This window comes from Pseudomonas sp. ML96 (assembly GCF_000761545.1).
Taxonomy (GTDB): domain Bacteria; phylum Pseudomonadota; class Gammaproteobacteria; order Pseudomonadales; family Pseudomonadaceae; genus Aquipseudomonas.
Genome location: NZ_JPMY01000009.1, coordinates 1 through 14,389, shown reverse-complemented (window position 1 = coordinate 14,389; position 14,389 = coordinate 1). Strand labels below are relative to the sequence as shown.

Below are 14,389 nucleotides of genomic sequence, written 5' to 3'. Positions count from 1 at the left end.
GAGTATGGATATTGTTAAGTTATCGTTTGGTCAGATACTTGCTTGCTGTATTTTTTTTTCGGGAACTGTAGCAGCGCTAGAAGATAAGGGTGCGGTCAGGTCTGGCGGTGATAATGAGCAGCTGCGTTACGATCCAGAAAAATGTAAGGAAGATGCAGAGGGAATGGTCTATTTCTCTGTGCGGGATGCGGTCTTTAAAGTTTCCTATAAAGATCTTGTTTCGATTCGGGGGATGAGTGCTGAGTCGCGCTCCAATTTACCGAAACGGAGGGATCAAGCAGAACAAGAGGGTTGTCCAGGTAATCCGCTCTGGGGGAAAGGATTCCTCATTTTATACCGATATCAGGATACGAGGGAGGACAAAGCTGTCGAGGCTAAAAATGTAGTAAGTCTACATATCATCGCAAGTAGTCGAGAAGGATTTGGGTTGCAGCGAGTGAATGAGTCTGGTTTTGAAAGAATACGAAAGTCCTATGGGGATTGTGATAGATCAATAGTTGGCTTGATATCCTGTCGTAAGCCAACTACAGAAAAAAGCCTTGCAGGGGATATGGAGATTTCGGGGTATCAGACAAGCCTCAAGCATTATGGCACGCCGCTCGGTGAAAAACTTACAGTGCTATGTACTGGGCCATCTGTGTCTCCGAGCAGAGGGAGAGCTTGTCGAGTTGATTATAAGCTTGAAGAAAATATAAACGTATCGTATGAGTTCTATAGGCAAGATGTACCGATGTCGAGCTTCCTGGAATTTGATCGGGCTCTGCGTGGCTATATTGAGGCCGCTAGAGTGAAGAATTATATCTGGGCTAAATAATATAGAAGTCAAGGAGGATGGCATGGCAGATACTGTTGTTTATTCTCGCGGCACTGGCGGTATTACGTTGACTGAAGATCAGCAGGGACAACTTAGCGCTCTGCTTGATATGCAGGAAGGTCTCTATGAGCAAAAAAACGAAGAGCTAGGTCTTGGGAAGCCACTGTATGAAATGCTGTTAGGGTTTATTAGTGATACAGAAGAGATATTGATATACGATAATTTCGGATTGGTCATTGGTGCTCAAGAGCGGCAGGTTCCTAAGGAGGGAGTTGATCCTGCTGTATGGCGGTGGATTCAGGGGGCTCCAGATGTGAACTCTGGTCAGGGCTTTTTTGCTGATTATATTCGTGAATATACGAAGGCGCAGTACATGCTTCGTGGTGGCAATCCGGATCTGGCGGCCGACCTAAATCAAACAAGTTCGAACCTAATTGCCTTTGCTCTAATCAAAGATATTTTGAAGTACGAAGGGGAGCTGCCTGGTCATGAGGGCTTAGGTGCGATTGATGCAGGTAGGGCTGCAAGTACTGTGTTTCAAATGGGGCCGCATGGCAGCGGGGATTATGCACCTTGGGCGGGGTCGCTGCTATTCCCATACCTAGGCTTCGACAGATTTACCGAAGATTTTTTATTCAGAAGCACGCCGCTTAATGCAGTCATTGATGGAGTATTGACCGAGGTAAAGCACATTGCTGGATCGTATGATCTTGTGGCAGCCATACAGGCCTCTCGCATAGCTTCCATTAATGCGGGTTTTGATAATATATATGATGGCATCCAAAGCCTCCTTTTTGAGTTGGAGGTGCTTGAGCCGGATCAGCAAGATCTCATAAATTCTGCGGATGCATTCTTTTGGAGGCACTACGGGCTAATTGAAAGCGATGGCTTTGATCCGGGGGATAATCTGCCTTTTGATAAAGAGTTATCCCAGTTTACTGAGGAGTATATAGTAGGTACGTATGGCAACGACTTTGGCTTAACCACTACTTCCGGCGACGACATACTAAATGCTGGTTTGGGCGATGATTTGGTCATGGCGTCTGCTGATTCTGATCTTATAGATGGCGCTGAGGGTGTAGATACAATTGTCTATGCCGGTCTTAATTTTCAGGCTGTCCTAGAGTTTAATACTGATTTAGCCGCAGGTGCCTACTATGACTTTCGTGTTGAAGTGGATAAGGGTGTAGGAAGAGACTATCTCTATGGCGTTGAATATCTTTACTTGGGGAGGGGTGACGATACCCTGATCCTGGGGAGTGTGGACTTCAGCAAGATCAAAGATTTTTTAGGCATCGATTTTGGTGAAAATGGCGACAAAGGAGACTTGCTAGACGCTTCATTGGCAGATGCGGCGCTGATTATGGAGGGGCTAGGTGGAGGTGCTTTCTCTGTTAATGGTCAGTTTTATGTTAAAGGCTTGGAAAAAGTCGTAGGAACTAGATTTTCTGATGTCATCGAAACGGGTGCTGGAAATGACACCCTTGATGGAGGCAAAGGCTCCGATACTATAAGTGGAGGGGGTGGATTTGATTGTTACAACTTCAGGAGTGGTGATGGACAGGATCTGGTCATAGATGTTGGTGGGCAGGGTGAGATCTGGATTGATGGTACTCACTATGACACAGCACGTAAGTTGGCTGCTGGTTCGGACGTATGGCTGAGTGTAGATGGTTTAGTGATTTTTAAATTAATCGCTGGAGACCTTCTAATTCTTTACGGAGATGGAGATGGGATCACGATTCAGGGGTTCCAAAATGGAATGCTTGGCTTAACCCTTGAAGAACCTGGTGCTCATAATGTGCTAGTTCCGAGCTCTTCAAGTTATATTTATGGAGATAATGGCGGCGACTCCATTGATGACACAAGCCAAGATGATGTGATTTTGTCGTACGCGGGTGACGATTATATAAATTGGACTTCGGGCAGTGGGGTGGGGGGGAGTGATTATATTGATACTGGGGCTGGGAATGATTACGCAGCAGGTGGAGCTGGCTCGGATACTTTGATTGGTGGTGAAGGCATTGATCGTCTATTTGGACGAAGTGGTGATGATTTATTGATCGCCAATTTAATAGGTGATGAAGGCGCTGGTACTAATCCCTCCATTGGTATCTCTGGTGACTGGCTTGATGGTGGTTATGGAAAAGACACTTTAACAGGCTCGGGTGGAGATGACGGGTTGTTTGGCGGGGGTGACGCTGATCTGGTTATCGGCGGAGCAGGGAATGATGTTATTTTTGGCGATACTTTTACTGGGAATACGCCAAATATTCCTATTTTGGCATATGTAAATATTCGAATTGGAGACGAAAATTATACCACAATCGAGTCAATTGCCAGTTCTTGGGTTGATAGGCAGGCATATGGTAATGATACATTATTGGCTGGTAGTGGCGATGATTGGGTGTATGGGGCGGGTGGCAATGATTTAATTGATGGTGGTGTGGGCAGCGACTATCTAATTGGTGGTGGAGGTAATGACGTTGTTATAGGCGGTGAGGATAATGACACTCTTATTGGCGATGGTTATGACGATAACGCTGATGATACTGAATCTTTAGGCCTACCAGGTCGCTACCATGGGCGAGACATTTTATTTGGCGGCGCTGGAGATGACCGTGTCATCGGTAATGGTGGAGATGACCAGCTTTACGGTGAGGCCGGCAAAGACATTCTCCTTGGTGATGATCGCATTACTCCCGGAGAGTTCCATGGCCGCGACCTACTCAATGGCGGCGGGCAGGACGATACGCTCATCGGCATGGGCGGTGCCGATACATTGCTAGGCGGGGACGGCAATGATGTATTAGATGGAGATCTGATTGGCCTTGAGTTGGAGTGGCATGGAAATGACTCACTCGATGGCGGCGTTGGCAATGACACCCTCTATGGTCAAGGCGGCGCGGATACGCTTCTGGGCGGAGTGGGTGATGATCAGCTAATTGGCGACAACCCTGACATTGCAGCCGCATTCGATGATTACCTGGATGGTGGTTCTGGGAACGACACTCTATGGGGCGGAGTTGGCAATGACACCCTGTTGGGAGGAAGTGATGCAGACCTTCTGAGTGACATCGATGGGAATAACTACTTTGAGGGCGGTACCGGCAACGACACCCTAGGCGGGGGGCTGGGCGATGACCACTATCTATTTAAAGGCGGCGATGGTGTTGATACCGTCAGCGATCTAGGTGGAACCAACAAAGTCACCTTGGGGGCTGGCTATGACCTAGCCACGATGGCGGTCACTGTTTACAACCTTGTTGATGGTGTGAATGCACTGAAGATCGCGAATACCACAGGCGATGAGGTGGTATTCATGAATTATCAGAACTGGTTGTCAACCAATTTTGAGGTTTCAGGGAAAACGAAGTCCCTTTCCGATCTACTAGCGTCTATCCATACATCTATTTCCGTTGTTGGTGACTCAAGTAATGAACTGCTGCTCGGCGGTAGTGGCGGTGACTCCATTCGTGGTGGTGGTGGAAGTGACATGCTCCAAGGGGGGCAAGGTAATGATACTTATCTCATCTCTTTGGGTGACGGCGTAGATTTTATTAAAGACGAAGACGGCTTTAACTCTGTCCTGTTCGGTGAGGGTATTTCGGCAGAGTCTTTGACTTTTGGGAAGTTTTATAATTTCGAAGGGCGTAGCTACCTCACTGTTAACTATGAAGGTGGGCAGATATTTGTTGAAAATGGCATGTCTGGTGCCATTTCTGATTTTTATTTCTCTGATGGATCTAGGCTGGCTCTGCGTGAGGCTCTGACTCAGACGGGGGGGCTTACACTCTTTGCTTCTGACTCTGGCGGGGAGCTTTTGGGAAGTGATTCGAACGATATTCTTTCGGGGGGCTTAGGCAGAGACCTCATAACCGCTTTTGCAGGGAATGATCATCTTTATGGAAATGGAGGTGATGATTGTTTGTTGGGGGGAAGTGGTGATGATCGAGTGGTAGGTGGCTCTGGTCATGATCATCTTCAAGGTGATGCAGGGAGCGACACCCTAATTGGGGGGGCGGGTGAGGATACTTTGTGGGGGGGCGACGGGGGTGACGAGATTTCCGGAGGAGATGGCAGCGATTTACTTGATGGTGCAGACGGCGATGACGTTCTGTCTGGCGGGGCCGGGAATGACACATTAGTAGGTGGCGCGGGAATTGATACCTATGTTTTTTCCACCGGCTCAGGATTCGATCTCATTCGAGATGTTGAAGGCGAGTATTCCGTTCTGCAGTTGACCTCAGCAATACAACGTAGCGACTTGAAAAGCCGGCGAGAAGGCAATGACTTGCTGATATCTTACAAGGATGGCAGTCAAGGTTTGAGTATTGAAAATTATTATGATAATCCAGATGGCTGGAAGGTAGTGGATGCAAGTGGCAGTGAGCAGTCCATGGATTCATTTGTTAATGAGCTCGCAGGAAATACTGTCGTCGATATTAATTTTTGGGAGAGCTTGTTCAAGCAGAAGATTCAGAACTCATTTTCACTAGATCAAGAGGGGATGGGTGCTGAGCTTGGGTCGGATGGGTATTACCACCACTACAGCGAAGGGAGAGGGTGGGAGAGAAACGATGCTGTCAGAGTGGTATTTGAAGAGTTTTCCGTTGATGAGGCTTATGGGTTTGAGCATGACGGAGTTCATTATTCATGGGTTAGTAGGGATTCGTCTTCTTATTGGGAGAGCAGTGAGGTAAGTCGACCAATTTATAGCGCTGCGGGCGGCGGTGTTTCTTCAAATGGTTCATCTGGTTATACCTTCGTTTCTGCTAATGAATTGCAGCTATTCTTTGCGAATCAAGGCGCTGGTTTTAAAGTGCCAGGTGTATACGCGCCGGTCTACTCGTCAAGTGATCCAGATAATTTTATAGGGGCAATTTTTGGGTTGGGGCAGGGGCAGGCATCAGGATCTGGACTGCAATCAAGCATTGTTACGTATACTAAAAGTAGCTCGTGGACGGATGAGATTTACAGAGTTATTACGGGTGATGATGTAGGGCGGACATTCTATGCTACTGAGGGGAATATTATCCGAGGGGGGGCTGGGGATGATTTTATGATGGGCTTTGCAAGTTTGCAGGGCTTTGATAGCAAGCGCGCTGCTGATGATGGAGTTTTCCTATCGGGTGGGGATGGGCAAGATACGCTTTTGGGCACATATAGCGATGATTATCTAGTCGGTGGCGTGGGAGATGATTTACTGATGGGAGGAGGAGGCGCAGATACATATGTTTTCTTCTCAGATGGTGGCGTAGATATAGTAAATGATTTCCCGTTGCCATCTTATACTGATTTCATTAAAGAGGCGGATGGCATCTATCTAGAAACTTCCGAGCTCGCTAAAGTTGACAAGATTGTGCTGCCGCCAGAAGTGTCTTTAGAGAATATTGAAGTTAAGTGGGGTAGGGCTTTAGCTGAGGTGAATTCTGGTAAGGCTGAATGGTTTTTGCCTAGTGAAAACCAAGAAAGGCTGTCTGGTGATCATAGAAGTAGAAGTGAGTTTGACATCTATCGATCAATGAGGATGTGTTTAACGCTTGATATTTCACTTGATGGTGGTCAAGTCATTCGAGTCGTTATACCTCAGCCTGATAGCCCGCAAGGGTCAGGTATTGAGCTTTATCAATTTTCCGATGGTACTGTGTTGTCGCATAAGCAACTGCTGGATCACTTTGGTCTGGGGGTGGCTCCAGATATATCTGCTGAAGGGCAGGTGCTTAAGGCTGACGATATTTACCAGAATTATGAGTGGCTTCCTTTGCAAGGTATGCAAGGTAATGACACTTTGTACTCAGGGGCTGGTGATGATTATCTGCTGGGTGGTGGAGGCGATGATATTCTGTGCGGTAGCCAGGGTTGGGATATATTGGCTGGAGGGGGTGGGGCAGATCATTATTATTTCCTTGCTGAGAATTTTTCCGACTCGCTAAGTCGCACTTTTATTTATGATAGTGACGGCAAGGGTTGTATATATATAGATGGGCAAGCAGTTGATAAGAGTGGGCTTGTCTCCGTTGGCGAGAATTATTGGGAGTCGAGAACGGGTGGGTACTCTGCAGTTTTGGGGCAAGATGGTTTTGTTATCAATATAAATGGCATGTCAATTGTTGTGCCAGATTTTGAGATGGGCGATTTTGGAATTGACTTGGTTGGGGTCAATCCGAGCAGGCTTTTGTCTAGTGAAAGTTTGATTAGTGGTAAGCCTTGGTCGTTTCAACTTCCTCTAGATGTGGATGAAAATAATCAGGCTCCTGTTTTTTCCGCCTCACTGGGTAATGGGCAATCGTTGCCTGGTTGGTTGAGTTTGGATTCGCAGACTGGCATTGTCTCGGGCACCCTTGAGAGTGTGGGTTGGTTTGATCATGTCATATTTACTGCCAGTTACCCGGGAGGGGGAGAGGTAAGTTATGAGCTGCTTTTGTATAGTGCTTATAATAATATCGAGGGTGGAGATGGTTCGGATTTAATAAATGGCACTGCTTTCGATGATTACATTTCCACGGGAGCTGGAAATAATTATGTCAATGCAGGTGATGGGGCGGATGTTGTCGAAGACTGGGATGGTGATGACACCATTGTAGGCGGTCAGGGAAGCGATTCTCTCTATGGCGGAGCTGGCTCCGATGTCTACATCTATGGGCGTGGTGATGGTCGTGACGTTATTTACAATAATGGAGGTGATTCCTCTAGCGTTGATACACTCCAGTTTGGCCAGAGTATCTCACTTGAAGATATCTGGTTTAGTCGGTCTGGTAACAATCTGAGAGTGGATATATTGGGGGGCGAGGGCTCCATAGAGATTGGTGACTGGTATGCAGGTGAACAATTGCGCCTTGATAGTTTCAAGGTTTCTAGCGGTAGTCAGATCCTAGAAGGCCAGATTCAGGGTTTGGTTGATGCCATGGCTGCTTTTGGGAGCCCGGTTGCTGGTGAAGTTAGTCTGACACAAGCGCAGCGCGATCAACTCAACGTGGTTATTGCTGCAAGCTGGCAATAAAACAAAGTCGAAGTGAGTTAACGACCCGCATTTCTGCGGGTCGTTTTTTATAGTTTTCTCTATACAGCACTCGTCTGTCGTTGATAGTGAAAATTAGCGATAGGTTGCTCCTGGCCTACCTCTCTTCGAGTAGACGGCAATGCCAAAGGACTATCGCTAGTGGGTTTCATGCGGAGGCTACAGCTACTGCGTAGCGCAGTGGGGCTGCCCGTTTGGGAATAGCGCCCTTCTGCCTGCTCGCAGTGGCATATGGCAGATTCAGGTAGCTGCTACCTAGAAGCGTCCGCTTGGTGGAGCTGTTCGCAATTACCGAGTGAGGATGCTTGATATTCCGCATCTGTGATGGTTAATTGCCAGCACTCAAGGCAAGGGAGTGCCAACGGTAGCATTCTCCTGTTCGTCTCTTGCCTTTTGCTCTATCAAGTTTCTGAGACAGGTGCAAAGTTTAGATGCTAGACGAACCCCAAGGATCGGGCGTTCCGCCTGAGGCGGACACAGGGTTGATGTGCCTGGTTATGCTTGCGCGCTTCCATAACGTGGCTGCTGCGCCCGAACAACTGGCCCATGAGTTTGCTGAGGATGGTCGCCGTTTCGGTCGTGCGGAGCTTCTTCTCTCTGCCAAGAAACTCGGTCTCAAGGCTAAGTCCACGCGCAGCTCGCTGAGTCGCTTGGAAACCACGCCGCTGCCTGCGATCGCCGCTGACCACGAAGGTCGCTACTTCATCATTGCCCGCATCGACGACGGCAAGGCGCTGATCCACGATCCACGTGCACAGCGCCCAGAGGTGTTGGCGTTTGAGCAATTGGAGCAACGCTGGACTGGCGAGTTGGTGCTGATTCGCTCCGAGGCCTCGCTGGCCGGCGAGTTGTCCAAGTTCGACTTCACCTGGTTTATCCCAGCCATCGTTAAGTACCGCAAGCTTCTGGGCGAAGTGCTGCTAGTGTCCTTCGTGCTACAGATCTTCGCGCTGCTCACGCCACTGTTCTTCCAGGTGGTGATGGATAAGGTGCTGGTGCACCGAGGCTTGTCGACCCTAGACGTGATCGCCATCGGCTTGCTCGGCATTATGGTCTTCGAGACCCTGCTCAGTGGGCTGCGCAGCTATGTATTCTCCCACACTGCCAGTCGCATCGATGTGGAGCTGGGCTCAAGGCTGTTCCGCCACCTAGTGACCCTGCCGCTGGCCTACTTCCAGGCAAGGCGGGTAGGCGATTCGGTAGCGCGAGTGCGCGAACTGGAGAACATTCGAAGCTTTCTGACCGGCAACGCCATCACTCTAATTCTCGACGTGCTGTTCTCGGTGGTTTTCATCGCTGTGATGTTCTATTACAGCGGCTGGCTGACCTTGGTGGTGATCCTCTCGCTGCCGCTCTACTTCCTGATATCCCTGCTGATCACTCCGGTGCTGCGCGCGCGGCTCAACGAGAGCTTCTCGCGCGGCGCGGAGAACCAAGCCTTCCTGGTCGAGACGGTCAACGGCATCGATACCCTGAAAGCCATGGCGGTGGAGCCGCAGATCAACCGCAAGTGGGACAACCAACTGGCCGGCTACGTAGCCGCCAGTTTCAAAACTCAGAATCTGTCGACAATCGCCAATGAAAGCGTGGGCTTCGTAGGCAAGCTGGTTACTGTAGCCACTTTGTGGCTGGGGGCTCGCCTGGTGATCGAGGGCGATCTGACAGTCGGACAGTTGATCGCCTTCAATATGCTGGCGGGAAGAGTCTCGCAGCCGATCATGCGCCTGGCCCAGCTGTGGACCAACTTTCAGCAGACCGGGGTGTCGGTGCAGCGCCTGGGTGACATCCTCAACGCACGCACCGAGCTGTCCCAGGCCACCCGCAGTGCCTTGCCGCCGCTCAAGGGCCAAATCGAGTTTGACCAGGTGCACTTCCGTTATCGCCCGGATGGCTCGGAAGTGCTACGTGGCGTCAGCCTGCAAATCAACGCCGGCGAGGTGATCGGTGTGGTTGGCCGCTCCGGCTCCGGCAAGAGCACCCTGACCCGATTGCTGCAGCGCCTCTATACCCCCGAACGTGGACGGGTGCTCGTGGATGGCATGGACCTGGCCCTGGCCGATGTGTCCTCGCTGCGCCGGCAGATCGGCGTGGTACTGCAAGACAACATGCTGTTCGCTCGCAGTATCCGCGAGAACATCGCCCTGACCGATCCTGGTGCGCCACTTGAAGCTGTAATCCAGGCTGCCAAACTGGCCGGTGCCCACGAGTTCATCCTCGAACTGCCGGAAGGCTACGACACAGTGGTTGGCGAGCACGGCGCCTCGCTGTCCGGTGGTCAGCGTCAGCGCATCGCCATCGCCCGCGCCCTGATCGGCAACCCGCGGGTGTTGATCTTCGATGAGGCCACCAGTGCCTTGGACTACGAGTCTGAGCGGGTCATCCAGCAGAACATGCAGGCCATCTGCAAGGGGCGCACGGTGATCATCATTGCCCACCGCCTATCTGCCGTGCGCGATGCCAACCGCATCGTGGTTATGGACCGCGGGCAGATTGTCGAGCAAGGCAGCCATGCCGAACTTCTTTCCCACCAAGCCGGCCACTACTCGCGCCTGCACCGACTCCAGCAGGGCTGAGCCATGGGCGCAAAACGTGAATTACTCAATCGCTACCGCAGTGCCTGGCGCCATTCCTGGCAGCGGCGAAAAGCCATGGATGCCCCCGCGCGACTGAGTCATGAAGTGCAGTTCCTGCCCGCCGCCCTGGCGCTGCAGGAAGCGCCGGTGCACCCGGCGCCGCGGATCATCCAGTGGACCATTATCGCCTTCGCCGTACTGGCACTGATCTGGGCCTGCGTCGGTGAGATAGATGTGGTCGCCACCGCCAGCGGCAAGATCGTGCCCAGCGGCAAGAGCAAGATCATCCAGCCCAGCGAAGTAGCGGTGGTCAAGGCAATCCACGTCTACGACGGTCAGTCGGTCACGGCCGGAGAGCTGCTTGTGGAGCTGGATGCAGAGATTACTGGTGCGGATGTCGAACGCCTGAAGAGTGACCTGCTCGCCGCCCAGGTCGATAGCGCGCGAGCTAGCGCGCTGCTGGAGTCGATCGAGCGCAACCGGCCGCCTGGCTCGTTGGCTGTGCGCATTCCTCAAGCCTCGCCACAGCAACAAGACTCCGCGCAGACCTGGCTGCAAGGTCAGTACCTCGAACTTAGTTCCTCCCTGGAGCAGAGCGACGCCGAGATAGCCCAGCGAGTGGCCGAGATGCAGGCTGCTCAAGCTTGGGTGGCCAAACTACAAGAGTCCCTGCCGATCACTCGCCAACTGGCTACCGACTACAAGCGCCTGTTGGACAAAGGCATCCTTGGCAAGCATGCCTTCCTCGAGCGCGAGCAGCGACGAATGGATCAGGAGCGTGAACTGGCCATCCAGCAAGCCCGCGTCGTTGAGCTGCAGGCTGCCAGACTAGAGGCTGAACGGCGTCGCCAAGGCGTGATAGCCCAGACCCGTCGCACCATGCTCGATCTGCAGCACGAGTCGGAGCAGCGTGCAGCCGGCTTGCAGCAGGAGTTGGCCAAAGCAGAGCAGCGCGACCGCCTTACCCGTCTCACCGCCCCAGTAGATGGCACCGTACAACAACTGGCGATTCACACCCCAGGAGGAGTGGTTACCGAGGCACAGCCGCTGATGGTCATCGTGCCCAAGGGGCAGCCGGTGGAAGTGGAAGCGATGCTGGAGAACAAGGATATCGGCTTCGTACGCCCTGGGCAGGAAGTCGAAGTGAAGGTCGAGACCTTTACCTTCACCAAGTACGGCGTAGTGCACGGTACCGTACTGAGCATCTCCAACGACGCCATTGAGGACGAGAAGCTGGGGCTGGTGTACAGCACGCGGATTCAGCTGAAGGAGAACAGCATCCAGGTCGGTGAGAGCATGATTGAGCTGTCACCGGGCATGGCGGTGCGAGCTGAAGTGAAAACGAATAAACGGAAAGTTATTGACTATTTCTTGAGTCCCCTCAAAGAGTATCAGGATCAAAGTCTTAGTGAGCGTTAACTAGCAAACAATAGGGAGTTTAATATGTCTTACATTGGACAGTATGAAAGATCTTCTTCCGCTGATATGGATGGTCTGCATATTACGGATACTGAAGGTTATAGCGCTGACATTGATCCGAGCGGCAAGGTTACCTTTACCGATAGATTTGGGAATAAGCTGGATTTTAATCCCAGCTCTGCGAACGTAACTTATAACGCAGGTAGCTCAACCATTACGGTGGGGGCTGATAGTACAGTAACACTTTCCGCTAAGGCAGGCATAGGTGAGATAAAAACAAAGTCACAAATCAATCCAGATGGTTCTATCTCTTTATCTGAAGTTACTATAACCGCTACAGCGGTGGATATCGGCAATGGTGTGGCATCCATCGGGGTCGCTGGAGAGCTTAAGTGGACTCCTGAGGGAGGGTGGACATATGGACTGGATGGCGAGATAAAAATTCTTGGGAAGAGTATTACAGATATTGCTGAGGCGGCTTACAACGCTGTGGAAGACTCTTGGTTAGGGCGGCTTGCTGGTAGTCGTGATGAGTGGACCCAGGAATATTTAAATGGCGAAACTACCGACTCCTATCTCGAGTGGTTAAAGAAGAAAAATCAGAATAGTGTTGATTCAGATGTCAACTCTGATTTTATGGCGGCTCTGAATTTTGTTATGCGTCGTGATCCTCTGGCCCTGGATCTTGATGGTGATGGTATTGAAACTGTAGGTGCTAATAGCGGAATTACGTTTGATTTTGACGGTGATGGTCTAGAAACTGGTACAGGCTGGATCAAGGGCGATGACGGCTTCCTTACACTGGATTTGAATGGTAATGGTGTTATCGACACCGGTGCTGAGCTGTTTGGTGTAGACACAATTAAGAGTAATGGCCAGAAAGCTACGGATGGTTTCGATGCTCTTCGGGAGCTGGATAGTAATGCCGATGGGGTTTTTGATATTCAGGATGCCCAGTTTGCTAATGTCCGTGTTTGGCAAGATCTCAATCAGGATGGTAACTCCCAAGCTAATGAGCTGAAGAGCTTGGAAGAGTTGGATATTGTTGCCATAAATCTCGACTCAAGCCCTACTCGTTTAACTTCAAATGGCAACATCATTAATGCTACCGGTACTTTCGTTCATGGCGATGGTAGTGTTGGGGGGCTGAGCGATAATCAGAGCCTTGCAGCCAATTTGGATTTGGCTAGCAATCCCTTCTATCGAGAGTTTACGGATCAGGTCGCTCTAACCGATCAGGCTAAAGCGCTCCCGGGCATGCAAGGTTCTGGGGCTGTCCGCGACCTGCGTGAAGCCATAGTTGGGAGTGAGGCGCTCACTGGCGCGTTGACGGCATATGCATCTGCCAGTACACGACAGGAACAGTTTGCGAACCTGGATGCTTTGGTTCGTGCGTGGGCTGGCACTTCAGATTTCAGTACATGGGATGAACGTATTGCACTGCTGGGGAGCGAGCGACTTGACGTGCGCTTCGCTTACTCATGGGAGCGTCCTGTTAATGATGGTGTTGGCTCCGGATCTGTTGGAGGCACTGCAGGGGGCGGTAGCGCACTGACTGGTGGATCTAATCAGGAGGAGCCCACGGCAGCGCAACTTGAAAAGCAAAATTTGCTTGAAAAAATTCGAATATTGGAGATTTTCAATGGGCAGAATTTTTTCAATTTCTCAAGCACTAGCAAAACGGATGCTACAGGAAAAGAGAGTGCGAGTTTCCAGCTGAGTTCTGGAACTATTTCTCGTAGCTTCAGCATGCTGGTAGGCAGTGTGCGCACAGTCTATTTGACGGAGGAGGATTTCACGTTCAATGCTGAGCAGATTAGACTGCTTAATAGTGCTTATGAGAACTTGATGCAGTCTGTTTACGAGGGGTTGTTACTGCAGACACGTCTGAAGCCATATTACGATAATGTTTCGTTATCCGTAACAGAAGCGGGCTTGAGTTGGGACTACAGTGGTGCTATTGAGCGATTCACTCAGGTGCACGAAAATAATCCAATTAAAGCTATTGTTGATCTCCTCGAATTTGGAGCTGCTCTTACTGGGCGTGCTGGGTGGAGCGGGGATGAAATAACTCTGGCGGGGGACTGGGTCCGGCAGCTTGATGCGACTCAATATGCTGTATTGCAAGCACAGCTTGGTTCTGCAAGTAGCATACTATTTGCTAACTCGGCATCTATAAATGGAAAGCTGACTGGTGGAGTTTCTTCTGACTTTCTATTTGGAGCAGAGGCTAATGACACGCTGGCGGGGAATGATGGTGGAGATTTCTTAGAGGGAGCTGGCGGTAACGACTACCTCTATGGCGGAGCTGGGAACGATTGGTTAAACGGAGGAGAGGGCTCTGATCGTTTATACGGTGAAAATGGTAACGATCAACTAAGAGGCGCTGACGGTAGTGACCACCTATACGGTGGAAACGGAAACGATATCCTCGATGGTGGCGCTGGCAACGATAGCCTTAGCGGCGATGCGGGTAGCGATGTGTATCGCTTCAGCCGTGGCTGGGGCCAGGACACGATCAACAACTACGACACCAGCACCGGCAAGGTGGATGCCATCGAG

5 protein-coding genes are annotated in these 14,389 nt (G+C 50.8%); all 5 read left to right on the top strand.

What is annotated here, in order from left to right:
* The first annotated feature begins 4 nt into the window (after positions 1–4).
* A complete protein-coding gene (locus tag IP89_RS23265; protein WP_156114992.1) occupies positions 5–814 on the top strand; it encodes a hypothetical protein in 810 nt (269 codons plus the stop codon).
* A gap of 22 nt (positions 815–836) precedes the next feature.
* Complete coding sequence (locus tag IP89_RS23260) at positions 837–7,817, top strand: hypothetical protein (RefSeq protein ID WP_156114991.1); 6,981 nt, start codon at positions 837–839, stop codon at positions 7,815–7,817.
* A 449-nt stretch (positions 7,818–8,266) separates the two neighbouring features.
* Entirely contained in the window at positions 8,267–10,408 is a 2,142-nt protein-coding gene (locus tag IP89_RS05690; RefSeq protein ID WP_043308309.1) for a type I secretion system permease/ATPase, read from the top strand.
* Between the two features lie 3 nt (positions 10,409–10,411).
* Positions 10,412–11,827 (top strand): HlyD family type I secretion periplasmic adaptor subunit, encoded by a 1,416-nt coding sequence (locus tag IP89_RS05685; RefSeq protein WP_043308308.1) that lies wholly within the window; start codon positions 10,412–10,414, stop codon positions 11,825–11,827.
* Positions 11,828–11,851: 24 nt separating this feature from the next.
* A partial coding sequence (locus IP89_RS22920) for a calcium-binding protein (RefSeq protein ID WP_156114990.1) occupies positions 11,852–14,389 on the top strand: 2,538 nt, incomplete at its 3' end.

Excerpts from the sequence above, each read along its gene's own strand:
- IP89_RS23265 (WP_156114992.1), top strand. The coding sequence starts at position 5 with ATGGATATTGTTAAGTTATCGTTTGGTCAGATACTTGCTTGCTGTATT.
- IP89_RS23260 (WP_156114991.1), top strand. The coding sequence starts at position 837 with ATGGCAGATACTGTTGTTTATTCTCGCGGCACTGGCGGTATTACGTTG.
- IP89_RS05690 (WP_043308309.1), top strand. The coding sequence starts at position 8,267 with ATGCTAGACGAACCCCAAGGATCGGGCGTTCCGCCTGAGGCGGACACA.
- IP89_RS05685 (WP_043308308.1), top strand. The coding sequence starts at position 10,412 with ATGGGCGCAAAACGTGAATTACTCAATCGCTACCGCAGTGCCTGGCGC.